The sequence below is a fragment of the Allorhizobium sonneratiae genome (assembly GCF_023700755.1).
GTDB classification, from domain to species: Bacteria; Pseudomonadota; Alphaproteobacteria; order Rhizobiales; family Rhizobiaceae; genus Allorhizobium; species Allorhizobium sonneratiae.
The window spans coordinates 236,635-259,464 of the sequence record NZ_JAMKOJ010000005.1 but is presented as its reverse complement, the minus strand read 5'-3'; the positions used below and the strand labels follow the sequence as shown (position 1 = coordinate 259,464).

Annotated in this window: 20 protein-coding genes and 1 riboswitch; of the genes, 11 read left to right on the top strand and 9 right to left on the bottom strand. The window is 57.6% G+C overall.

Annotated elements, in window-relative coordinates:
* Nucleotides 1-46 precede the first annotated feature (46 nt).
* From tgt to coaD, 5 genes are all read right to left on the bottom strand, one after another.
* Nucleotides 47-1,177 (bottom strand): tRNA guanosine(34) transglycosylase Tgt, encoded by a 1,131-nt coding sequence (tgt, locus tag NAC44_RS11735; protein WP_250940952.1) that lies wholly within the window; start codon nt 1,175-1,177, stop codon nt 47-49.
* On the bottom strand, nt 1,177-2,268 hold the full coding sequence (gene queA, locus NAC44_RS11730; protein WP_250940951.1) for a tRNA preQ1(34) S-adenosylmethionine ribosyltransferase-isomerase QueA: 1,092 nt from the start codon (nt 2,266-2,268) through the stop codon (nt 1,177-1,179). Before queA ends, tgt begins: the two co-directional genes overlap by 1 nt.
* Before the next feature lie 76 nt (nt 2,269-2,344).
* Nucleotides 2,345-2,854, bottom strand: coding sequence for a peptidylprolyl isomerase (locus tag NAC44_RS11725; RefSeq protein ID WP_250940949.1), 510 nt, complete (start codon nt 2,852-2,854; stop codon nt 2,345-2,347).
* A gap of 72 nt (nt 2,855-2,926) precedes the next feature.
* Entirely contained in the window at nt 2,927-3,496 is a 570-nt protein-coding gene (locus NAC44_RS11720) for a peptidylprolyl isomerase (RefSeq protein WP_250940947.1), read from the bottom strand.
* Nucleotides 3,497-3,522: 26 nt separating this feature from the next.
* Nucleotides 3,523-4,017, bottom strand: a complete 495-nt coding sequence (coaD, locus tag NAC44_RS11715) for a pantetheine-phosphate adenylyltransferase (RefSeq protein ID WP_250940945.1) — start codon at nt 4,015-4,017, stop codon at nt 3,523-3,525.
* A gap of 556 nt (nt 4,018-4,573) precedes the next feature.
* Here coaD and NAC44_RS11710 point away from each other — a divergent pair.
* The gene (locus NAC44_RS11710) at nt 4,574-4,726 is read left to right on the top strand and encodes a hypothetical protein (RefSeq protein ID WP_250940943.1); all 153 of its coding nucleotides are present in this window, start codon (nt 4,574-4,576) and stop codon (nt 4,724-4,726) included.
* A gap of 365 nt (nt 4,727-5,091) precedes the next feature.
* Here the strand turns inward: NAC44_RS11710 and NAC44_RS11705 are convergent, their stop codons facing one another.
* Entirely contained in the window at nt 5,092-5,418 is a 327-nt protein-coding gene (locus tag NAC44_RS11705; RefSeq protein WP_250940941.1) for an HlyU family transcriptional regulator, read from the bottom strand.
* 194 nt (nt 5,419-5,612) lie between these two features.
* Entirely contained in the window at nt 5,613-6,185 is a 573-nt protein-coding gene (locus tag NAC44_RS11700) for a copper chaperone PCu(A)C (protein WP_250940939.1), read from the bottom strand.
* 198 nt (nt 6,186-6,383) lie between these two features.
* Nucleotides 6,384-6,470, top strand: a riboswitch (glycine riboswitch).
* Between the two features lie 148 nt (nt 6,471-6,618).
* Between NAC44_RS11700 and gcvT the strand changes: the two genes are divergently transcribed.
* The 5 genes from gcvT to NAC44_RS11675 all read left to right on the top strand — a co-directional run bounded on the left by gcvT (nt 6,619) and on the right by NAC44_RS11675 (nt 13,380).
* Nucleotides 6,619-7,758: a glycine cleavage system aminomethyltransferase GcvT gene (gene gcvT, locus NAC44_RS11695; protein WP_338022083.1), complete on the top strand. Its 1,140-nt coding sequence runs from the start codon at nt 6,619-6,621 to the stop codon at nt 7,756-7,758.
* A gap of 16 nt (nt 7,759-7,774) precedes the next feature.
* Complete coding sequence (gene gcvH, locus NAC44_RS11690) at nt 7,775-8,137, top strand: glycine cleavage system protein GcvH (RefSeq protein WP_250940938.1); 363 nt, start codon at nt 7,775-7,777, stop codon at nt 8,135-8,137.
* The gene (gcvP, locus tag NAC44_RS11685) at nt 8,134-10,992 is read left to right on the top strand and encodes an aminomethyl-transferring glycine dehydrogenase (RefSeq protein WP_250940936.1); all 2,859 of its coding nucleotides are present in this window, start codon (nt 8,134-8,136) and stop codon (nt 10,990-10,992) included. Before gcvH ends, gcvP begins: the two co-directional genes overlap by 4 nt.
* 173 nt (nt 10,993-11,165) lie before the next feature.
* A complete protein-coding gene (locus tag NAC44_RS11680; protein ID WP_250940934.1) occupies nt 11,166-12,077 on the top strand; it encodes a LysR family transcriptional regulator in 912 nt (303 codons plus the stop codon).
* A gap of 112 nt (nt 12,078-12,189) precedes the next feature.
* Nucleotides 12,190-13,380, top strand: coding sequence for a cupin domain-containing protein (locus NAC44_RS11675; protein ID WP_250940932.1), 1,191 nt, complete (start codon nt 12,190-12,192; stop codon nt 13,378-13,380).
* A 66-nt stretch (nt 13,381-13,446) separates the two neighbouring features.
* Here the strand turns inward: NAC44_RS11675 and NAC44_RS11670 are convergent, their stop codons facing one another.
* Nucleotides 13,447-14,325, bottom strand: a complete 879-nt coding sequence (locus tag NAC44_RS11670; RefSeq protein WP_250940929.1) for an EamA family transporter — start codon at nt 14,323-14,325, stop codon at nt 13,447-13,449.
* 139 nt (nt 14,326-14,464) lie between these two features.
* On the opposite strand from NAC44_RS11670, the gene NAC44_RS11665 reads away from it, so the two are divergent.
* The 4 genes from NAC44_RS11665 to NAC44_RS11650 all read left to right on the top strand — a co-directional run bounded on the left by NAC44_RS11665 (nt 14,465) and on the right by NAC44_RS11650 (nt 18,913).
* On the top strand, nt 14,465-15,367 hold the full coding sequence (locus tag NAC44_RS11665) for a LysR family transcriptional regulator (protein WP_250940928.1): 903 nt from the start codon (nt 14,465-14,467) through the stop codon (nt 15,365-15,367).
* Nucleotides 15,368-15,498: 131 nt separating this feature from the next.
* Nucleotides 15,499-15,828 (top strand): flagellar basal body rod protein FlgC, encoded by a 330-nt coding sequence (locus NAC44_RS11660; RefSeq protein WP_250940927.1) that lies wholly within the window; start codon nt 15,499-15,501, stop codon nt 15,826-15,828.
* A gap of 74 nt (nt 15,829-15,902) precedes the next feature.
* The gene (locus NAC44_RS11655) at nt 15,903-18,386 is read left to right on the top strand and encodes a heavy metal translocating P-type ATPase (RefSeq protein WP_274706865.1); all 2,484 of its coding nucleotides are present in this window, start codon (nt 15,903-15,905) and stop codon (nt 18,384-18,386) included.
* 218 nt (nt 18,387-18,604) lie between these two features.
* Nucleotides 18,605-18,913, top strand: coding sequence for a DUF1883 domain-containing protein (locus NAC44_RS11650; RefSeq protein ID WP_250940926.1), 309 nt, complete (start codon nt 18,605-18,607; stop codon nt 18,911-18,913).
* A 131-nt stretch (nt 18,914-19,044) separates the two neighbouring features.
* Here the strand turns inward: NAC44_RS11650 and NAC44_RS11645 are convergent, their stop codons facing one another.
* Complete coding sequence (locus tag NAC44_RS11645; RefSeq protein ID WP_250940925.1) at nt 19,045-19,572, bottom strand: single-stranded DNA-binding protein; 528 nt, start codon at nt 19,570-19,572, stop codon at nt 19,045-19,047.
* Between the two features lie 288 nt (nt 19,573-19,860).
* On the opposite strand from NAC44_RS11645, the gene uvrA reads away from it, so the two are divergent.
* Nucleotides 19,861-22,782, top strand: coding sequence for an excinuclease ABC subunit UvrA (gene uvrA / locus NAC44_RS11640; protein ID WP_250940924.1), 2,922 nt, complete (start codon nt 19,861-19,863; stop codon nt 22,780-22,782).
* Nucleotides 22,783-22,830 lie beyond the last annotated feature (48 nt).

Genomic DNA, 22,830 nt, shown 5'->3' with positions numbered 1-22,830 from the left:
CTTACGAAGGCGCGGTCTTATTTATGAAGGTGTGACGGGCAAGGCTTTACACAGGGTCGATATCGCCCCTCGCCCACATGTCCAGCGTTTCCGCCTTGAAATCCTCGAATCGGTTTTCGGCAATCGCCTTGCGGATGCCCTGCATCAACTCCTGATAATAGGAAAGATTGTTCCACGACAGCAACATGCCGCCCAAAGCCTCATTGGCGCGCACCAGATGATGCAGATAGGCGCGGGAATAATCGCGGGATGCGGGACAGGAGGATTCGTCGTCCAGCGGCCGCATATCCTCGGCATGGCGGGCATTGCGGATATTCACCTTGCCACGGCGGGTAAAGGCCAGACCATGGCGGCCGGAGCGGGTCGGCATGACGCAATCGAACATATCAATGCCGAGTGCCACGGATTTCAGAATATCGTCCGGCGTGCCGACGCCCATCAGGTAGCGCGGCTTTTCCGTCGGCAACACCGGCAGCGTGGTGTCGAGCATGGCGAGCATCACATCCTGCGGTTCGCCGACAGCGAGACCACCCACGGCATAGCCCTTGAGATCGAGCTGTTTCAGCCCTTCCGCCGAACGGATGCGCAAGGCAGGCTGATCGCCGCCCTGCACAATGCCGAACATCGCCTTGCCCGGCTGATTGCCGAAGGCAACGCGGCAACGCTCGGCCCAGCGCAGCGACATTTCCATGGCGCGCTCAATCTCGCGCGGTTCGGCGGGCAGTGCCACGCATTCGTCGAGCTGCATCTGGATATCGCTGTCCAGCATGCCCTGAATTTCGATGGACCGTTCCGGCGACATGTGATGCAACGAGCCATCGACATGGCTCTTGAAGGTCACGCCCTGCTCATCCAGCTTGCGCAGGCCGGAAAGCGACATGACCTGAAAACCGCCGCTGTCGGTCAGGATCGGATGTGGCCAACGGATCAGCTCATGCAGGCCACCCAGCCGCGCCACCCGCTCCGGTCCGGGGCGCAGCATCAGATGATAGGTATTGCCGAGGATGATGTCGGCCCCGCCCTCGCGCACCTGATCGAGATACATGGCCTTGACCGTACCGACGGTACCGACCGGCATGAAGGCCGGTGTGCGGATCGTGCCGCGCGGCATGGTGATTTCGCCAAGCCGCGCCTTGCCGCTGGTGGCCTTGAGGGTGAAGGTGAACTGCTCGCTCATTATTCTTTGTCTTTCCGGAAGAGCAGGCTTGAATCGCCATAGGAATAGAATCGATAGCCGGTGGCGATGGCGTGCGCGTAGGCGCGGCGCATCGTCTCCAGACCGGCAAAGGCCGAAACCAGCATGAACAGCGTCGATTTCGGCAGGTGAAAATTGGTCATCAGCACATCGATCGCCTTGAAGCGATAGCCCGGCGTGATGAAAATATCGGTCGCGCCGGACCAGGGGAGGATTTCGCCCGCCTCGTTGACGGCACTTTCCAGCAATCTGAGTGAAGTCGTGCCGACAGAGACGATCCGCCCGCCCCGCGCTCTGACAGCATTGAGAGCCGCTGCCGTCTTTTCCGAGACATGGCCGATTTCGTGATGCATCTTGTGCTCGGTCGTATCGTCCGCCTTGACCGGCAAAAATGTGCCTGCCCCGACATGCAAAGTGACGAAATGCCGTTCAATCCCGGCCTTGTCGAGTGCGTCAAACAGGGCAGGCGTAAAATGCAGGCCAGCGGTTGGGGCGGCCACGGCTCCTTCTTCTCGGGCATACATGGTCTGGTAATCGCTGCGGTCGCGCTCATCTTCCGGCCGTTTGGCCGCGATATAGGGCGGCAGCGGAATATGGCCGACCGTGGCAATCGCCTGATCGAGATCGGGACCGGAAAGATCGAAGGCAAGATCGATTTCGCCCGCCTCGCCTTTTTCGGCCACGGTGGCGATCAGTTCGCCGAGCAGGCAGGCAGTGTTGTCAGAGCCGCCAAACACGATCCGGTCGCCCTGCTTGATCCGCTTGCCGGGACGGGCAAAAGCTTTCCAGCGATTGGCAGCTACCCGCATATGCAAGGTGCAGGAAACGGGCGTCCGCTCAGCCCCCTCACGCAGGCGAAACCCTTCGAGCTGGGCTGGAATAACCTTGGTATCGTTGAAGACCAGCGCGTCACCGGGCCTGAGAAAAGACGGCAGATCGTAGACATGCGCATCCTGCAATTCCGGCTCGTTCTGCGGACGCACAATCAGAAAGCGTGCATGGTCGCGCGGGCTTGCGGGCCGCAGCGCAATGTTATCCTCAGGCAAGTCGAAATCGAACAGGTCTACACGCATGATTTTTCACAGATCTTGAAACGCGAAAACCCGCCCGGCATTGATCACGCCGGGCGGGTCCAGGAAAATGTCAGGTTCAGGCGTCCGCGGCAACCTTCATCGACACGATCGAGTCGGGATCCTTGACCGGCTCGCCCTTCTTGACGGCGTCGATCACGTCCATACCTTCGATGACCTGACCCCAGACGGAGTATTGCTTGTTGAGCCACGGCGCATCGGTGAAGCAGATGAAGAACTGCGAATTGGCCGAGTTCGGGTTCTGCGAACGGGCCATGGAGCAGGTGCCGCGCACATGCGGCGTAGCGGAAAATTCGGCCTTCAGGTCGGGCTTGGACGAGCCGCCCATGCCGGCGCGGGCCGGGTTGAATGTATCAGCACCCTGCTTGCCGAACTGCACGTCACCGGTCTGAGCCATGAAATCGGCGATAACGCGGTGGAAAACCACGCCGTCATAGGCACCTTCGCGGGTCAGTTCCTTGATCCGGGCAACATGGCCGGGGGCCAGATCCGGGAACAGGCTGATGACCACCTTGCCCTTGGTGGTTTCCATGATGATGGTGTTTTCCGGATCCTTGATCTCGGCCATGTTTCTCTCCTTGTCATTAAGGGCTCTTTATGTATGAGCCCTGTCATTGCCTGAACGATGACTGTCAGGCGTTCATTTCGCCGGGCGACCGACCGTGACCTTGATCATCCGGTCAGGATCAGACACTTCGCCATTGCTGCCCTGACCGCGCTTGATCTTGTCGACATTGTCCATGCCGGAAACAACCTTGCCGACAACCGTATACTGGCCGTTCAGGAAAGCGCCGTCACCAAACATGATGAAGAATTGCGAATTGGCGGAATTGGGGTCCTGCGTGCGGGCCATGCCGACCGTGCCGCGCACGAAGGGCGTTTTGGAAAATTCAGCCGGAAGGTTCGGCAGGTCGGAACTGCCGGTGCCAACGCGCGAGGCGTCATAGCCCTTTTTCATATTGCCATATTGCACATCGCCGGTCTGGGCCATGAACCCTTCGATAACTCGGTGAAAAGCAACATTGTCATATTTGCCTTCGGAGGCGAGCTTTTCCAGCCGTTCAACGCTTTTCGGTGCAATCTTCGGCAGAAGCTCAATTACGACTGGCCCGGATTTCAGCTGAATGGTCAGATAATCATTGCCGTCGGCGGCGAGAACCGGGCTGGCAAGCGCAACAAGCGCTGCAAATGCATAAGACAGAAATTTCATGATGGCTCCATCATCTTTTAATAGCGTCAGGCTTTGAGCCGCGATGTCAGGGCGGCAAGCACGGGTGGGGGAACAAAGGCGCTGACATCGCCTCCCATGCTGGCGATCTGCCTGACCAATGTGGCTGTTATAGGCCGAGACTCCGCACCTGCGGGTAGAAAAATCGTCTGGATATCGCTGGCCAGCTTCCGGTTCATGCCAGCCAGCTGCATTTCATAGTCCAGATCGGAGCCGTCGCGCAGGCCGCGCACCAGCAGTGTCGCTTTTCGCGTGCGTGCGGCATCGACGGCAAGACCGTCAAAGGCCATCACCTCGATATCCCCTGCCCGGTCCGGCAGGGCCGCAGCCAGACTGGCGCTGATCAGCCCTGCGCGCTCCTCGAAACTGAACAAAGGGGTTTTGCCAGGATGAATGCCAACACCGACAACCACTTTTTCCGCTACATTCAGGGATTGCACCAAAACGTCCAGATGGCCGTTGGTCATCGGATCGAAGGAGCCGGGATAAAAGGCAATGGTCATGATTTCGCCCTGATCGTTTCCGTTCGCCTTTTGTCACGGTCCCGCGCGAACCGCAAGCGTTTCAGGCGCTCCTTTTGTTCATATTCGGTCTTTGCAGCCCGACCACAAACAGGCTTTGACAAAAAATCGCTCCGCGCATCGATAAAAATAGAGATTTTTTTACAATAAAAACAATCATTAATTGATTTTTACCAGTCCTTGCAAAAGCATGAATGCTTTATGAACGCCCTATTCAGGCGCGCTTCAAGGCGCAGCGTTTATACCTTTCATCATGATCAATTCAATGATCGAGAGGACGACGATGTTAGCACTTGCTCTGGGTATCTCGGCAATCGCTGCGGTGACACTTGAAGGTCTTATCGATTGGCTGGATCAGCCTGAAGACACGGATTTGCCCTGAACCTTACCGGAATATGAACGGCAGATGAACGGGGCGTTAAGGACAGTTTCAGCCCGGCTTCTGTAAAAGGCGAGCCAAGCTCACCGGAACCATAATCAGACGCGGCTCTTCCCAAGCCTTTTCGCAGTCTGGTTGCTCACATGAAGGATGAAGAAAATGCTCGACAAAGTTGCGATGATCAATCTTGTTTGGACTGCTCTGATTGGCGCCATGCTTGCCACCAGCATCGGTTTTCACATGAACGAGCAGAAAACCGCTTCCATGTATGGCCCGTCGATGACAGCCAGCTACGACAGCTTCAACCGCTGAGCCCATTTTTTGTCGAACGTCAAAAGACGTTTGTGCTGACGGTTGACGTTCCAATTGCGTTTGAAAGCGCGCTGCCTCACTCCGGTTCAAGGCAGCGCGCTTTTCTGTTATTTTCGATTGCATAATTCCTTAAATCGGAATCGATTTAAGGAATTATGCAATCGATTGAAAGTGTTACAGCATCTTATGTACGCTTGATAAAGCGCACGATGCTGTAAGGCATGTCGCGTTTTATTGCCCTCAATAAAACGATAACGGACATGCGAAACATAAGAGCTAAAGCGCGCCAATAGAATGCGCCGCGCTTTCAGCCCTCGCCCGGATCAAGGCAAAGGCTCACACCTTTGATGATCAGATTTTGATGATCAGATATTGCGGGTCTTTTCGCCATCGGCAAACAGCGCTCCACCGCTCTGGTCGATGATCTGTTTTGCCTTGCGCAGGGTGCATTCCAACGCATCATCCCGACTGGAAAAAACATCGGCGCGAATGAAGCTGCGGACCAGCGTTTCCCCATTCACATCCTTTTCAATCCTGCCTGCGAGGCGGAACTGGCTGCCTTCCTTGATCGGTTCGGGATAAATCCGCACATCACCGTGGAGATGCGCTTCGGTCGCGGATGCGGTTTCGCTCTCCTGCTGGCCAGCGCCGCCAGTGACGGCGGACAGGATTTTGGAAAAGAATGATGCCATTTTAGAACTCCTGCCGGATTGTGCTATGGCCTGCTCACGCCTTGCGTTTGAGAAGGCACGATGCCTGAAATCATCTATCAATCCGTTTTGGGCCAGTGCGCCCTCGCAAATCAAGGGTGCCGGGCGCAAAAAATCATATGGACGACAAACGCCGCTGTCTGCCGATGAAAAGATCACAGGACATACGGCCTGCTTTATGGATGTGACTTGCCCTTGGCTGAGACCACGGGCATGAACACCTGAACGCTCCCCGCCTTGTCGAAGGTCAGCGTCACCGGCACCAGATCGCCGTCGGCAAAGGGCTTGTTCACCTTCATGAACATCAGATGATAGCCACCCGGCTTCATCATCAGCATCTCTCCTGGCTTGATCTCAATCCCACCGGCAATCCGGCGCATTTTCATGATGTTGTTCTGCATGGTCATTTCATGCAGTTCGACCATGCCTGCAGCGGGCGACTCGACTGAAAGCAGCCTGTCCGGTGTCTTGCCATCGTTCTTGATGGTGAGATAGCCGCCACCAACCGGCTGACCGGGCAACATGGCCCTGATATAGCCATTGGTCAGCATCAGAGCACCGGCTTGCACGCTGTCCATCGCCTTCTCATCGCTTGGCATGGGCGCGGCCGCGCTTTTATCCTGCGTCATGTCCATCGGCATGGTTTTCATCGCATCGCCCGGCTTTGCCGTCGTCGCGGACGCGGCCATGGAACTGACAGGCAAGGTCAGGATCGCCGCCACCACAGGCGCGATATGATAAAGACGCATGATTTCTCCTCCTGAAGCACGGTCCTGTGAAAATGGATAACGCAAGTGCAGAAAACAAAAGCTTATGGTCTTTCAATTCTTTATCGACAGCATGAGATCGGTTGATACAAAAAGCAAGCGCAGCTTTTTCCGACAATTATTTTCGTCCATGCGACATCTCCCTCTTGCCAAGTGACCCGCGTGACGGATAATGCCGTCATGACCTTGTCGGGAGAAACCGGTTTAATCCGGTGCCGAAGGAGCAACCGCCCCGGAAACTCTCAGGCGAAAGGACCACAAGGCGCATACGGACTCTGGAGAGAGGTTTGCCGCAAGGCAGGCCACGCCGAAGGGATAACAATCTCAGGCAAAGGGACAGAGGGGGCTCATGAACCGGCACATCGTGCCAAGACCTGAGCCTGTGCAGGCAAAGCCGCACAAACCGGAGGTGCCCTTGACCGACCCTACCCCCCTTAAACGCACGCCGCTTTACGATCTTCATGTTGCACTCGGCGCGCGCATGGTGCCCTTTGCCGGTTACGATATGCCGGTACAATATCCGGCAGGCGTGCTGAAAGAACATCTGCAAACGCGTGAAAGTGCTGGACTTTTCGACGTGTCCCATATGGGGCAGGTCAAGCTGACACCGAAAAGCGGCAAGCTGGAGGATGCGGCACTGGCGCTGGAAAGCCTTGTGCCGGTCGATATTCTCGGCCTGAAGCAAGGTCGCCAGCGTTATGGTTTCTTCACCGATGAAACCGGCGGCATTCTCGACGATCTGATGATCACCAATCGCGGCGACCATCTCTTTGTCGTGGTCAATGCCGCCTGCAAGGAAGCAGACCTTGCCCATATGCAGACGCATCTTTCCGACAGCTGCACCATCGAGCTTCTGGACGATCGCGCTCTCCTCGCCCTTCAAGGCCCACGTGCCGAAGCGGTGCTGGCCGAATTATGGGCGGGCGTGTCGGGTATGACGTTTATGGATGTCCGCGAGATCCCGCTGCATGACGTCACCTGCATCGTTTCCCGCTCCGGTTATTCCGGCGAGGACGGGTTTGAAATTTCCGTTCCCGCCGACAAGGCAGAGGCTTTGGCCAAGGCTCTGCTGGAGCATCCCGATTGCCAACCGATCGGTCTTGGCGCACGCGATTCGCTTCGGCTGGAAGCCGGTCTCTGCCTCTATGGAAACGACATCGACACGACCACCTCGCCCATCGAGGCTTCCCTGGAATGGGCCATCCAGAAAGCCCGCCGCAGCGGCGGCGCGCGCGAAGGCGGCTTTCCCGGCGCTTCGCGCATTCTCGGTGAATTGCAGAACGGCACCACGCGCCGCCGCGTCGGCCTGAAGCCGGACGGCAAGGCCCCGGTGCGCGGCCATGCCAAACTCTATGCCGATGCAGACGGCCAGACCGAGATCGGCGAGGTCACCTCCGGCGGCTTTGGGCCAAGTGTCGAAGGTCCTGTTGCCATGGGCTATGTGCCGGTGAGCTTTGCTGCCCCCGGCACGCAGATTTTCGCAGAGGTTCGCGGCAAATATCTCGCCGTCACCGTTGCGGCGCTTCCTTTCATCATTCCCACCTATAAACGCTGATCCTGCGGAGAGACCCATGCTGAAATTCACCCCTGAACATGAATGGCTGAAGATCGAAGGCGATGTTGCCACGGTTGGCATTACCGCCCATGCGGCTGGCCAGCTTGGCGATCTGGTGTTTGTGGAGCTGCCGGAAGTCGGCGCCACCTTTGCCAAGGATGCGTCGTCCGCCACGGTCGAAAGCGTCAAGGCGGCCTCTGACGTTTATTGTCCGCTGGACGGAGAAGTGGTTGAGATCAATCCGGCGATTGTTGATGATCCGTCGCTGGTCAATTCCGACCCGCAGGGTGCGGGCTGGTTCTACAAGCTGAAGCTGTCGAACGCCGCCGACGCCAACAGCCTTCTCGATGAAGCCGCCTATAACGAGCTGATCGCATGACCACGGAATTTCAGTTTACCGATTACCAGCCCTATGATTTCGCCAACCGGCGGCATATCGGCCCCTCGCCATCAGAAATGGCGGATATGCTGAAGGTGGTGGGCTATAACAGCCTCGATGCGCTGATCGACGCCACCGTGCCCGCCTCCATTCGCCAGCCCGTACCTCTCACCTGGGGCAAGGCCATGACCGAGCGTGAGGCGCTGGACAAGCTGCGCGAAACAGCCAACAAGAACAGGGTTCTGACCTCACTGATCGGTCAGGGCTATTACGGCACGATCACGCCGCCGGTGATCCAGCGCAATATTCTGGAAAATCCGGCCTGGTACACGGCCTATACGCCCTATCAGCCGGAGATTTCGCAAGGCCGTCTGGAAGCGCTCCTGAACTTCCAGACCATGGTCTGCGATCTGACGGGCCTCGATGTCGCCAACGCCTCGCTGCTGGATGAAGGCACCGCTGCCGCCGAAGCCATGGCTATGGCCGAGCGGGTGGCCAAATCGAAATCCAAAGCCTTCTTCGTCGATGCCGCCTGCCATCCGCAGACCATCGCCGTGATTGAGACACGCGCCGAACCGCTGGGCTGGAAGGTGATCGTCGGCAATCCCTTCACAGACCTCAACCCCGGTGAAGTCTTCGGCGCACTGTTCCAATATCCCGGCACAAATGGCCACACGCATGATTTCACCCCGCTGATCGATGCGCTTCACAATGCGCAGGCAATTGCCGCCGTGGCGGCTGATCCGCTGGCGCTGCTGCTTTTGAAATCTCCGGGCGAAATGGGGGCCGATATCGCCATTGGTTCCACCCAGCGCTTCGGCGTTCCCATGGGCTATGGCGGTCCGCATGCGGCCTATATGGCGGTGAAAGATGCGATCAAGCGCTCCATGCCGGGCCGTCTCGTCGGTGTGTCCGTCGATGCGCGCGGTAACCGCGCCTATCGCCTGTCGCTCCAGACCCGCGAACAGCATATCCGCCGCGAGAAAGCCACCTCCAACATCTGCACGGCGCAGGTGCTTTTGGCAGTGATGGCCTCCATGTATGCCGTGTTCCATGGGCCTCAGGGGCTGAAGGCCATTGCCCAGCAGGTGCATCAGAAGACCGTTCTGATGGCCAAGGGGCTGGAAAAGCTGGGCTATACCATCGAGCCCGAAACCTTCTTCGACACCATCACCGTCGAAGTCGGCCATATGCAGGGCCTGATCCTCAGGGCTGCCGTTGCGGAAGGGGTGAACCTGCGCAAGGTCGGCGCGACGAAAATCGGCATGTCGCTTGATGAGCGCACCCGGCCTGCAACGCTTGAAGCCGTGTGGCGCGCCTTTGGCGGCGCCTTCAAGGTGGAGGATTTCGCACCCGAATACCGGTTGCCGAAAAATCTCCTGAGAACAAGAGATTATCTGACGCATCCGATCTTCCACATGAACCGTGCGGAAAGCGAGATGACCCGCTATATCCGCCGCTTGTCGGACCGTGATCTGGCACTGGACCGGGCGATGATCCCGCTTGGCTCCTGCACCATGAAGCTCAATGCCACGGCGGAAATGCTGCCGATCACCTGGCCGGAATTTTCCGACATGCATCCCTTCGCGCCCGCCGATCAGGCGCTGGGCTACAAGGAAATGATCGAGGATCTTTCCGAAAAGCTTTGCGCCGTGACCGGTTACGACGCGATTTCCATGCAGCCGAATTCCGGCGCGCAGGGGGAATATGCGGGGCTTCTCACCATCCGCAATTATCATCTTGCCCGTGGCGATGCCCATCGCACGGTCTGCCTGATCCCGACCTCTGCCCATGGCACCAATCCGGCCTCGGCGCAGATGGCGGGCATGGTGGTGGTGCCGGTGAAATCCCGCGACAATGGCGATGTGGATCTCGACGATTTCCGCGCCAAGGCCGAACAGCATTCGGCCAATCTCTCCTGCTGCATGATCACCTATCCTTCCACCCATGGCGTGTTCGAGGAGACGGTCAGGGAAATCTGCGCCATCACCCATGAGCATGGGGGGCAGGTCTATCTGGACGGCGCCAACATGAACGCCATGGTGGGTCTCTCCCGCCCCGGCGATATCGGCTCGGATGTCAGCCATCTCAACCTGCACAAGACCTTCTGCATTCCCCATGGTGGCGGCGGTCCGGGCATGGGGCCGATTGGCGTCAAGGCGCATCTTGCCGCCTATCTGCCAGGTCATGCGGCAACCGATGGCCGTCCGGGTGCGGTGTCGGCCGGTCCCTTCGGTTCGCCTTCCATTCTGCCGATCAGCTGGTCCTACTGCCTGATGATGGGTGGCGAAGGCCTGACGCAGGCAACCAAGGTGGCGATCCTCAATGCCAACTATATCGCCGCCCGGCTCAAGGGTGCTTATGCGGTGCTATACACCTCCAAGGCCGGTCGCGTGGCGCATGAATGCATCATCGACACCCGCCCGCTCGTCGAGAGCGCTGGTGTCACCGTCGATGACGTGGCCAAGCGGCTGATCGATTGCGGTTTCCATGCGCCGACCATGAGCTGGCCGGTGGCGGGCACGCTGATGATCGAGCCGACCGAGTCGGAAACCAAGGCCGAACTCGACCGTTTCTGCGAGGCGATGCTGGCCATCCGCGAGGAGGCCCGCGCCATCGAGGAAGGCCGGATGGACAAGGTGAACAATCCGCTGAAAAACGCACCGCACACAGTGGAAGACCTAGTTGGCGACTGGGATCGTCCCTATAGCCGTGAAGAGGCCTGCTATCCGCCGGGCGCTTTCCGGGTGGACAAATACTGGTCGCCGGTCAACCGCGTCGACAATGTCTATGGCGACCGCAATCTTGTCTGCACCTGCCCGCCGATGAGCGACTATGCCGAGGCGGCGGAATAATCTCATTCCGATCCTCAGAACGAACAGCCTGTATAGCCCCATCCCATCCGGGATGGGGTTTTTTATGAGGTCATTGATATTGCACCGCAAAAATGATTTTTGTCACATTCTCTCGCAAAGGTTGATATTGTTTCCGCAAAGTTTTCTCCTCGAACGGATTGAGAGCGTTTGCGATGGACCCATTACATCTGAAAACCTTTGTAACCGTGATCGATTGCGGCAGTTTTTCCGGGGCAGCCCGGATTTTGCGGCTTTCCCAACCCACCGTCAGCGAGCATATCAAGCGGCTGGAGCAATTTGCCGGTCAGCGTCTGTTTCAGAGAGACACCCATTCACTGGCACTGACGCAGCATGGTGAGGCCATGGTGCCTTTTGCCAAATCCATCCTCGACACCACGGAAAAGGCCCGGTTTTTCTTTGAGTCCACCGGCAAGCGTCATAGCCTCCGGTTTGGCGCGTCGGAAGATCTTGTCACCGAATGGTTGCCGGGTGTCATCCGCGCCTTCACGGCAGATTATCCGGATATCGACATCGACTTCACCATCGCGCTGAGTGAAGACCTGATCAAAAAGTTCGAGGAAGGCGGACTGGACATTGTCTTGTGCAAACGCGGCCCCCAGAGTCTGACCAAAGGAGACCTGATCTGGCGCGAGCCTCTTGTCTGGCTATCATCCACCGGGGAACCCGTTGTCAAAAATGGCGAAAACCAGCTTGTGCTTTATCCACCGCCCAGCATTACCCGTTTCAGGGCCGTTGAGGCCATGGCCAGAACAAATCAACCCTGGCGTATCGCCTTCAGCAGCAGCACGCTGAACGGTCTTGCTGCGGCTGCCCGAATCGGGCTTGGCATGATGGCTCATGCCCGCCTGCTTGCGCCCAACGGTCTGCAGGAGTGTCTGGATTTTCCCGATCTGCCGATTCTTGGCGAACTTGAATTCGTGCTGTTATGTCGAAAATTGAAAATCGCGCCGCTCAATGACCTCTGTCGCGCCATTCAGCACAAGGTGCAGGCCGTTATGGCAAGCTTTCCAGACAGGGCGAAGACGAAACCATCCGGGAAACAGACAAACGCAATTTACCCATAAGCATTTTCTATAACTGTTATAGGTTTGCGGCACGTACCAATTCAGGATCACATTCCATACCCTCTGCATCCCATGGCCGTTTTCTGGCCATGCTGTAGCAGGAGGAAACACTATGCAGACAGGAAGACGTGGTTTTCTGGGCGCAGCCGCACTGGGGGCTGGTTTGGTCTCGTTCGAAAAACTGGCGGAAGCCGCCATGGTTCACGATCATGGCGCACCCGGTGCCGGTGGATATGGCGCGAATGCTGTTCCCCTTTCGGGCGGCGTCGAGGTGGCCTATCACGATCCCAAGGACGTGGCAGCCATGCCGGATTTCCGCTTTTCGCTGGATGGCAATGAACCAAAGATCACATCAGGTGGCTGGGCGAAAGAGGCAACAGTTCACAAGTTCCCGATCAGCAAGGGTATTGCCGGCGTTCACATGTATCTCAATCCGGGTGCCTCGCGTGAGCTGCACTGGCACGCTATTGCCGCCGAATGGGCTTTCGTCATCGACGGCGAATGTCAGACCGTGGTGCTCGAACCTTCGGGCGCCAGCGAGATCAACAATTTCAAACCCGGCGACCTCTGGTATTTCAAGCGCGGCCATGGCCATGCCATCCAGTGCATCGGCGACAAGCCCTGCCATTTCATTCTTTCCTTCGACAATGGCGCGTTTTCCGAACACGGCACATTTTCAATCACCGACTGGGTGGATGTGACACCAAAGGATCTGCTGGCCAAGGAATTCGGCATACCAAAAGATGTTTTCGACGCTTTTCCAAAGGGTGAGGTCTATATTCAGCAGGGCCCAATCCTGAAGCCAGAAGACGCACTGGAAGCGCCCTGGCCGAAGGAATCCACCCATAAATTCCGCCTGCTGCACGACAATCGCGCGGTGCGGGATTTCGATGGCGGCAGTTTTCGGCTGGCAACCGTCGATGAATTTCCCGCCTCCAGCACCATGTCCGGCGGGCTCATGGTGATCAAGCCGGGCGAAATGCGCAAGCTGCACTGGAACGTCAACGCCAATGAGTGGCATTATTATCTGCGCGGCAAAGGGCAGGTCGCCATGTTCGGCTCCGGCGGCCGCGGCAAGGTGGCGGAATTCAAGCCCGGCGACGTGGCTTATATTCCGATGGGCTTCGGCCATGCCATCCGCAATGTCGGCGATGAAAATCTGGAAATCGTCCAGACCTGGGACAATGGCAAATTCGAGGAAATCGACCTGGATCGTTGGGTGCAGACCAGTCCCAACTATCTTTTGAGCAACAATTTCACCGGCGTGCCCCAAAAGGTCCTGAGCGAGATGAAAAAAGCATAAGGGCCGGAGGTTTCACGATCTTGGCGCGACGCAGCCGGGGGCAGCCCCCCGGCTGCACATCCCGCGTTATGAACGAGCCGGGCTGAACAGCCGCTTCACGGGAAAGACGGCAACGAAGAGACCGGCCAGAATCAGCATCATGCCGAAAAGCTTTGCCGGATCGAAAGTTTCTCCAAGGAACAGCGCCGCCGATCCGGCGCCAAAAACCGGAACCAGCAGAGAAAAAGGCGCCACCATAGCCGTGGGATAGTGTTTCAGCAGATGGCCCCATATGGCATAGCCCGCAAGCGTTGACAGAACCGCGATATAAAGCACGGCCCCTGCGCCGCTGAAGCTGATTGAAGACAAGGCATGAAGGCTCATGGCCGGTCCATCCATCATGAAAGAAAGCGCAAGCAGAGGCAGCGGCGGTATCAGGCTGAGCCAGACGATCAGAGGCAGAATATCGGCCTTGCCCGCCTGTCGCAAAAGCACGTTGCCGATTGCCCAGCACAGGGCGGCGGCAAGGCAAAGGCCAAGCCCGGCAAGGGTAAAATCCCCTGCCCCGGCGCTGACTGCAATAACCCCCAGCCCGGCAAAAGCCAGAAGACTGCCGCCAGCCTGTCTGAGCGTCGGTTTTTCCCCCAGCGTCATGGCGGCGACAGGAATGGTGAGAAAGGCCTGCATCTGCAGCACCACGGAGGCAAGCCCGGCGGGCATTCCAGCCGCCATGCCGGTAAAGAGAAAGGCAAACTGGCCCAGGAACAGAAAAACGCCAATGGCGATGAACAGTGGCCAGGCTATCGGCGGGCGGGGCAGGAAAAAGGCCGGAAGGGCGGCGATGACAAAGCGCAACACCGCAAGCATCAACGGCGGAAAACTGCCAAGACCGACGCTGATCACCGTGAAATTGACGCCCCAGATCACCGCGACCAGAAGAGCAAGAAGAATATGTTGGGATCGCATGTTGATGGTTCCGTAAAACCTCTCATGCTGGCTGTCTGGCCGATGAGGCTGAGAGGTAAGCTCAATGTGATGTGTCTTGCAGGAGCTAACACTCGATGAGATATAAGACAAACAACCGGCAACGAATACAGATATAAACATGGCGAATAATAGCGTCGATCTCAATCTGCTCTTCGTGTTCGATGCGCTGATCCATGAGTTGAGCGCCACGAAGGCTGCAAGCCGTCTGGGCATCAGTCAGGCGGCGGTCAGCGCCGCACTGAAGCGTCTGAGGATCATGTATGGCGATCCGCTGTTTGAACGGACCCAGCGCGGATTGCGACCAACGCCCTTTGCCGTGGTTCTTCAGCCTTCGATCACCGAAGCGCTCCGCCTTGTTACGATGACCATGACGCCACCCGGCCCGGATCGACCGTTATCCCGGCGGATGGAAATCATCCGCATCGGCCTTTCGGATGATTTTGAAATGGCCTTTGGCGGACGGATCATCGAAGCGGCTCGCACAGCCATTCCCCATGTGCGGATCGTGCTCAGGCAAACCAACAGCATCATGGCCGCGGAAGCGCTGAATGACAAAGACATCGATTTCGCGATCACCTCCGGCGGTTTCAGCGATGGTCGGCTGAAGCATCAATCCCTTGGCAGTTCCGATTATCGGGTTGTGTATGACCGGCGCTCACGCGCACATGAGGGGCCATTGACGCTGGATGAATATCTCGAGCGCAATCATGTTCTGGTGTCCTATTCGGGCCTGAGCGGGATTACGGACGATGTGCTGGCCGAACATGGCTATCGCCGCATTATATGCGCGGCAACAACCCATTTTTCAGCCCTTCCCTATCTGCTGACGGGAACAGACTCCATTGCCACCATCCCCGCCCATGCCGCAGAAGCACTGAACCATTTTGCCGGTTTTGCCGTTTCGCCCTGCCCGCTGCCCTTTCCGCGTTATGGCTACGGCCTCAGCTGGCGCTTTGATGCATTGCGCAATCCGGTCTTTGTCGAGATGCGTGACCTGATAAGCCGGACGATCTCCGCGTGATGCGGTTTTGATAAGACCTGTACTGGAATGAAACGGTCTATCGCCAGACTGAAAGCTTTCATTTGCTGTACCTCTTTAGCAAACGGTAATTTGCGCCAATTACAATGGAGTGTAAACCAGAGAGAAGAGCTATGACGATTTCCGGCGTGATGAATACGTCCTTATCCGGCATGTTGGCGCAGCAGAAGCGGCTTTCCACCATTGCCAACAATGTCGCCAATATGGATACGCCCGGATATCGGCGACAGCAGACGGATTTTTCCGCCACCGCGCCTTCAGGCGTCAGCACGACAACGTCAACTCCCAATACGCCAGCGGCCACGCCAGACTCATCCAATGTCGACCCGGCAACCGAGATGGTCGATCTGATCAACACCAAAAACAGCTTTGCCGCAAATGCCAAGGCCTTTGAGACGGGTGCGGATATGTGGGGCATGCTGATGGCGATCAAGAAAGATTGAAAATAGCTGTTCCGGCCTTGACCTCACCTTTCAGACATACCTTATCATAAGGGAATACTGAAAGAAGGTCTGCCATGTCCACCGGAACAGCCCGTAACCCCACCCTGTCCTCGTCTTCTTCTGCCGCTGCCACAATCGGCATTGACGGCATGCATTGCGCGTCCTGCGTACGACGGGTGGAAAAAGCCATTGCCGCATTGCCCTCCGTCGCCTCGGCCTCGGTTAATCTCGCGACAGAAAAGGCAACCGTTGAATTTGCCGGTGCCGCCGATATCGGCGCCGTGATCGCCGCCGTGCAGCAGGCTGGCTACAAGCCGAAACTGGAAACCCGCATCCTGCCAATTGATGGCATGCATTGTGCCTCCTGCGTGCGCAAAGTGGAAAAGGTATTGTCGGATGTGCCGGGTGTTGCGTCTGCCTCCGTCAATCTCGCGACAGAACAGGCCACGATTGAGCTTGCCGCTGACACCGACGCATCGGCCCTGACCGCAGCCATTGAAAAAGCCGGCTACCATCTGCGCAAGGCCGAAGACAGTACCGCAAAAGCCGAGGAGAAAGATCGCAGAGCCGAGGAAACGGCAGCGCTTGTGCGGCGCACCTGGCTGGCCTTCATCCTGACATTGCCGGTTTTCATCGCCGAGATGGGGGGCCACCTCATTCCCTCCTTTCATCACTGGCTGCTCAATACGCTTGGCCAGCAGGCGGACTGGACGGCGCAATTCCTGCTCACCGCCCTTGTTCTGGCGCTGCCGGGACGCGATTTCTTCCGCCGTGGCATTCCCAATCTTCTGCGCATGACGCCGGATATGGATTCGCTCGTGGCAATCGGTGCTGGTGCGGCCATGCTCTATTCCATGGTGGCCACTTTTGTGCCGGAGCTGATGCCGCAGGCCGCCGTCAATGTCTATTATGAAGCCGCCGCGACCATCGTAACGCTCGTGCTTCTTGGCCGCACGCTGGAAAGCCGTGCCCGCGGCAAGACCAGCGAGGCGATCAAGCGCCTCGTTCGCCTTTCCCCGCGCAGTGCCCGCGTTATGCGCGACGGCAAGACCATTGAGGTGGACATCGGTGCCGTGATTGTCGGGGACATTGTGCAGATCCGACCCGGCGAAAAAATCCCGGTCGATGGTACTGTCATCGATGGCCAGTCGCATGTGGATGAATCGATGATGACCGGCGAGCCCCTGCCGGTGGACAAGCAGAAAGACAGCCCCGTCACTGGCGGCACGATCAACGGAACCGGCAGCTTCACCTTCCGCGCCACCAAGGTTGGCGCAGATACCTTGCTGGCGCAGATCATCCGGCTGGTGGAACAGGCGCAAGGTGCCAAACTGCCGGTGCAAAGCATGGTGGACCGGATTACCGCATGGTTCGTCCCGGCGGTGATGCTGGCGGCCCTTGTCACCTTTGTCATCTGGCTGGTCCTGGGGCCGTCACCGGCACTCAGCTATGCGCTGGTCAATGCCGTCGCCGTGCTGATTATCGCCTGCCCCTGCGCCATGGGGCTGGCCACGCCCACATCGATCATGGTCGGCACAGGCCGGGCGGCGGAACTGGGCGTCCTGTTCCGTCAGGGCACGGCCCTGCAAAGCCTCAAAGATATTTCGGTCGTCGCCTTTGACAAAACCGGAACCTTAACCGAAGGCAGACCGGAATTGACCGATTTCATCCCTGTCGTTGGCTTCGACCGACGTGATCTGATGCTCTACGCCGCCAGTCTCGAAGCGCAGTCGGAACATCCGATTGCCAGCGCCATTGTCTCTGCCGCCCGCAAGGAAGGGCTGGAACCGCTTGAAGTGCAGCAGTTCAAGGCAGAGCCCGGCTTTGGCGTGCAAGGTTTAATCAACGGCAAACACGTGACGATCGGAGCCGATCGCGCACTGAAACGGCACGGCATCGATCTTCAAGCGCTCGCGTCACAGGCCGAAAACCTGGCGCAGCAGGCCAGAACACCGCTTTATCTTGCTGTCGATGGCAATGTGGCGGCGCTGATTGCCGTGGCCGATCCGATCAAACCGACCACGCAGGAGGCGGTCAAGGCGCTGCATGGTCTTGGGCTGAAGGTGGCCATGATCACCGGCGACAATCGCAAGACCGCCGACGCCATTGCCGCGCAGCTTGGCATCGATACCGTGGTTGCCGAAGTTCTGCCCGACGGCAAGGTCAAGGCGGTGGAAAGCCTGAAGAAAGATGGCGGTAAGCTGACCTTTGTTGGCGATGGCATCAATGATGCGCCTGCCCTTTCCGCTGCCGATATCGGCATTGCCATCGGTACAGGCTCGGATATTGCCATTGAAAGTGCTGAGGTCGTGCTGATGAGCGGTGACCTGAACGGTGTCGTGCGCGCCATTGCATTGAGCCGGGCGGTGATCGGCAATATTTCCCAGAACCTTTTTTGGGCTTTTGGCTACAATGTCCTGCTGATACCGCTGGCCGCCGGCGCGCTTTATCCCGTCAACCACCTGTTGCTCTCACCCATCGTCGCGGCAGCCGCCATGGGACTTTCCAGCGTGTTCGTGCTGACAAATGCCCTGCGTTTACGGGCGTTTAAAGCATAAAAAAATCCCCGTCGGCTAAAAGCCAGACGGGGGACCAGAGGTTGGGATAGGAATTAAAGTACTTGTCTCATCCGGCAGAAATGGGGCCAGTTCTGGGTTTGTTTATGGTGATTGATGGCAAGCCTGCCATCTTTCTGAACTCCCGATTTTTACGGGGAATTAACAAGGGCTATTTTACTTTGACATAAAAAAGACAATCCTTTTCAGGGAAGGTTGACATGTCAAAACCCAGCTTTCGTTTTACCCATTACGATCTGAAGGAACAGCGCCCCGGCACTATTCTTGAAGTGACCTTGACGGGAATAAACAACGTCAGACTGATGGCTGCACCACAGTTTCAACGCTTCAAGGAAGGCCTGGATTTCAAATATCTCGGCGGTGTCGCCAAGAAATCCCCGCTGAAAATCGTGGTACCGGAATTTGCCCATTGGCACCTGATTGTCGATATGGAAGGCCATCACGCACTGGCCGAATCCTCGGTCAAGGTGCTGGCGGCGCCAGCATCAAAGATGAAGCAGGCCGGGTGACACGGCGAAGGAATAGACGGAAATAACCGTCCGTCTCCTGTGAGACGAACGGTTATACGGTACCGCTGAATTGACGATATAAAAGCATCGGAGACAAAGTCGCCACCGATATTTCGTTTTCTCCGGTCAGATCAGAATGGGATATCGTCATCCAGATCGTTCGAGAAACCGCCGGAGGGCTGTGAAGACCCGCGCCCGCCGCCGGAGGAGCCGCCACGGCCACCTGAAGATGGTGCCATGCCGTAATCGTCATAGCCACCGCCGCCGCCAAAATCATTGCCGCCACGGCTTGCGCCGCCGCCGTCTCCGCGTCCGCCCAGCATGGTCAGATTGCCGTTGAAGCCCTGCAAGACCACTTCCGTCGAATAACGGTCATTGCCGTTCTGATCCTGCCATTTGCGCGTCTGCAACTGGCCTTCGATATAAACGGTGGAGCCCTTTTTCAGATATTGTTCGGCAATCTTGCACAGGCCTTCATTGAAGATCACCACACTGTGCCACTCGGTTTTTTCCTTGCGCTCACCGGAGTTGCGGTCACGCCAGGTTTCGGATGTGGCGATGCGCAGATTGGCGATCGGCCTGCCGTCCTGGGTGCGGCGAATTTCCGGGTCCGCTCCCAAATTACCGATCAGAATGACCTTGTTGACGCTGCCAGCCATGATATTCACCTTTACTCATCCGCCATGAGCGGCTTCAAAATTTATTCAGCTTTAACCTTATCGCATCCTGCACGTTCCCGTGGCTCTGGAATAACTCTATCCACAGAGAAAAATGTTCTTTATTTGTTCTATAAAATCGCTATGATCCTGTCAACAGCACCCTGCGTAATGATGATTGTCAGCACAAGATCGTGCGAAAGACAAAGCTGAAACTCGACAGTGCCACCAATGTGACTACATAAAGAGACGAATGCCAGCCTGCCGACCTTTTCCCAATCGAGTACCGTTATGAGCGAACTGAAGACGATTTCCATACGTGGCGCACGCGAGCACAATCTGAAGGGCGTGGACCTCGACCTGCCGCGCAACAGCCTGATCGTCATGACGGGTCTGTCCGGTTCAGGCAAATCCTCGCTTGCCTTCGACACCATCTATGCCGAGGGCCAGCGCCGTTATGTGGAAAGTCTCTCGGCCTATGCGCGGCAGTTTCTGGAAATGATGCAGAAGCCGGATGTCGACCAGATCGAGGGCCTGTCACCGGCGATTTCCATCGAGCAGAAAACCACCTCGCGCAATCCGCGCTCGACGGTGGGCACGGTCACGGAAATCCATGATTACATGCGTCTGCTCTTTGCCCGCGTCGGCGTGCCCTATTCGCCTGCCACCGGGCTTCCCATCGAAAGCCAGACGGTGAGCCAGATGGTGGACCGTATTCTGGCCTTCGATGAGGGGACGCGGCTCTATATTCTTGCGCCGATGATCCGCGGCCGTAAGGGCGAATATAAAAAAGAGCTGGCCGAACTGATGAAGAAGGGGTTTCAGCGCGTCAAGATCGACGGCCAGTTCTACGAAATCGCCGAGGCACCGGCGCTCGACAAGAAATACAAGCACGATATCGATGTCGTGGTTGACCGTGTCGTGGTGCGGCCCGACATGGCGTCGCGTCTGGCCGATAGTCTCGAGACCTGCCTCACCCTCGCCGATGGTCTGGCCGTTGCTGAATTTGCCGACAAGCCGCTGCCGCCGGAAGAGACCGCTGCGGGTGGCTCGGCCAATAAATCGCTCAACGAAACCCATGAGCGGGTGTTGTTTTCGGAAAAATTTGCCTGCCCGGTCTCCGGATTCACCATTCCGGAGATCGAACCGCGGCTTTTCTCCTTCAACAATCCCTTCGGTGCCTGCCCGACCTGCGACGGTCTCGGTTTTCAGCAAAAGATCGATGAGGCACTGATCGTGCCGGAGCCGGACAAAAAGCTTAAGGATGGCGCGATTGCACCTTGGGCCAAATCCTCCTCGCCCTATTATAATCAGACGCTGGAAGGGCTGGGCAAGGTCTTCGGCTTCAAGCTGACCAGCAAATGGACCGATCTGAGCGATGCGGCGAAAAAAGCCATTCTTCATGGCACAGACGACAAGATCGAATTCCATTATGCCGATGGTGCACGTTCTTACACCGCCACCAAGAGTTTCGAGGGCATTGTTCCCAATCTCGACCGGCGCTGGAAGGAAACCGACAGCAACTGGGCGCGCGAAGAAATCGAGCGCTACATGTCCGCCGCCCCCTGCCCGGCCTGCAACGGCTTTCGTCTGAAACCGGAGGCTCTCGCGGTCAAGCTCGATGGGCTGCATATCGGTCAGGTCTCGGAAATGTCGATCCGGGTGGCAGGCGCATGGTTCAATACATTGCCAGAAAAACTCACCGACAAGCAGAATGAGATCGCCACCCGCATTCTCAAGGAAATCCGTGAGCGACTGACCTTCCTCAATGATGTCGGGCTCGATTATCTCAGCCTTTCGCGCTCATCCGGCACGCTGTCGGGCGGGGAAAGTCAGCGCATCCGGTTGGCCTCGCAGATCGGCTCGGGCCTGACCGGCGTGCTCTACGTGCTGGATGAGCCGTCCATCGGCCTGCACCAGCGCGACAATGCCCGCCTGCTCGATACGCTGAAACATCTGCGTGACATCGGCAATACCGTGATCGTGGTTGAGCATGACGAGGATGCAATTTTAACCGCCGATCATGTTGTCGATATCGGTCCGGCGGCTGGCATTCACGGCGGTCAGGTCGTGGCAGCCGGTACGCCGCAGGAGATCATGGCCAATCCCAAATCGCTCACCGGCAAATATCTGACCGGAGAGCTTGGTGTTGCCGTGCCGGACAAGCGTCGCAAGCCGAAAAAGGGCCAGCAGATCAAAGTGATCGGCGCCAAGGGCAACAATCTGAAAAACGTCAGCGCCGCCATTCCGCTCGGTGTCTTCACCGCCGTCACCGGCGTTTCTGGCGGCGGCAAATCCACCTTCCTGATCGAAACGCTCTACAAGGCGGCGGCGCGGCGTGTCATGGGCGCGCGGGAAAATCCGGCCGAGCATGACCGGATTGACGGGTTTGAATTCATCGACAAGGTGATCGATATCGACCAGTCACCCATCGGCCGCACGCCGCGCTCCAATCCTGCCACCTATACCGGCGCCTTCACCCCGATCCGCGACTGGTTTGCCGGTCTGCCGGAGGCCAAGGCGCGGGGCTATCAGCCGGGTCGCTTCTCCTTCAACGTCAAAGGCGGGCGCTGCGAAGCCTGCCAAGGCGATGGTGTCATCAAGATCGAAATGCACTTCCTGCCGGATGTCTATGTCACCTGCGACGTCTGCCACGGCAAGCGCTACAATCGCGAGACACTCGACGTGACCTTCAAGGGCAAATCGATTGCCGATGTGCTGGACATGACGGTCGAGGAAGGCGTCGATTTCTTCTCCGCCGTTCCTGCCGTGCGCGACAAGTTGCAGGCGCTTTTCGATGTCGGCCTCGGCTATATCAAGGTCGGCCAGCAGGCCAATACGCTCTCGGGCGGTGAGGCGCAGCGGGTGAAGCTCGCCAAGGAACTGTCGAAGCGCTCGACCGGGCGAACGCTCTATATTCTCGACGAACCGACCACCGGCCTGCATTTCCACGATGTCGCCAAGCTTCTGGAAATGTTGCAGGAGCTGGTCAATCAGGGCAATTCCGTCGTGGTGATCGAACACAATCTGGAAGTGATCAAGACCGCCGACTGGATCATCGATTTCGGCCCCGAAGGCGGCGACGGCGGCGGCACCATCGTTGCCGAAGGCACACCGGAAGATGTGGTGAAGGTAAAAGCCTCATATACCGGTCAGTTCCTGAAAGAACTGCTGGAGCGCAGGCCGATGAAAAAGACGGAAGCTGCAGAATAGGAGTGGCCACGATGGAGCGGGGTCGTCTCCGAACCGGCATTGGCGGGC

Excerpts from the sequence above, each read along its gene's own strand:
- NAC44_RS11650 (WP_250940926.1), top strand. The coding sequence starts at position 18,605 with ATGTCAAAACCCAGCTTTCGTTTTACCCATTACGATCTGAAGGAACAG.
- queA (WP_250940951.1), bottom strand. The coding sequence starts at position 2,268 with ATGCGTGTAGACCTGTTCGATTTCGACTTGCCTGAGGATAACATTGCG.
- NAC44_RS11705 (WP_250940941.1), bottom strand. The coding sequence starts at position 5,418 with ATGGCATCATTCTTTTCCAAAATCCTGTCCGCCGTCACTGGCGGCGCT.
- NAC44_RS11645 (WP_250940925.1), bottom strand. The coding sequence starts at position 19,572 with ATGGCTGGCAGCGTCAACAAGGTCATTCTGATCGGTAATTTGGGAGCG.
- NAC44_RS11665 (WP_250940928.1), top strand. The coding sequence starts at position 14,465 with ATGGCGAATAATAGCGTCGATCTCAATCTGCTCTTCGTGTTCGATGCG.
- gcvP (WP_250940936.1), top strand. The coding sequence starts at position 8,134 with ATGACCACGGAATTTCAGTTTACCGATTACCAGCCCTATGATTTCGCC.
- NAC44_RS11720 (WP_250940947.1), bottom strand. The coding sequence starts at position 3,496 with ATGAAATTTCTGTCTTATGCATTTGCAGCGCTTGTTGCGCTTGCCAGC.
- gcvH (WP_250940938.1), top strand. The coding sequence starts at position 7,775 with ATGCTGAAATTCACCCCTGAACATGAATGGCTGAAGATCGAAGGCGAT.
- NAC44_RS11655 (WP_274706865.1), top strand. The coding sequence starts at position 15,903 with ATGTCCACCGGAACAGCCCGTAACCCCACCCTGTCCTCGTCTTCTTCT.
- NAC44_RS11710 (WP_250940943.1), top strand. The coding sequence starts at position 4,574 with ATGCTCGACAAAGTTGCGATGATCAATCTTGTTTGGACTGCTCTGATT.
- NAC44_RS11660 (WP_250940927.1), top strand. The coding sequence starts at position 15,499 with ATGACGATTTCCGGCGTGATGAATACGTCCTTATCCGGCATGTTGGCG.
- coaD (WP_250940945.1), bottom strand. The coding sequence starts at position 4,017 with ATGACCATTGCCTTTTATCCCGGCTCCTTCGATCCGATGACCAACGGC.
- NAC44_RS11700 (WP_250940939.1), bottom strand. The coding sequence starts at position 6,185 with ATGCGTCTTTATCATATCGCGCCTGTGGTGGCGGCGATCCTGACCTTG.
- NAC44_RS11670 (WP_250940929.1), bottom strand. The coding sequence starts at position 14,325 with ATGCGATCCCAACATATTCTTCTTGCTCTTCTGGTCGCGGTGATCTGG.
- NAC44_RS11680 (WP_250940934.1), top strand. The coding sequence starts at position 11,166 with ATGGACCCATTACATCTGAAAACCTTTGTAACCGTGATCGATTGCGGC.
- uvrA (WP_250940924.1), top strand. The coding sequence starts at position 19,861 with ATGAGCGAACTGAAGACGATTTCCATACGTGGCGCACGCGAGCACAAT.
- NAC44_RS11675 (WP_250940932.1), top strand. The coding sequence starts at position 12,190 with ATGCAGACAGGAAGACGTGGTTTTCTGGGCGCAGCCGCACTGGGGGCT.
- NAC44_RS11725 (WP_250940949.1), bottom strand. The coding sequence starts at position 2,854 with ATGGCCGAGATCAAGGATCCGGAAAACACCATCATCATGGAAACCACC.
- tgt (WP_250940952.1), bottom strand. The coding sequence starts at position 1,177 with ATGAGCGAGCAGTTCACCTTCACCCTCAAGGCCACCAGCGGCAAGGCG.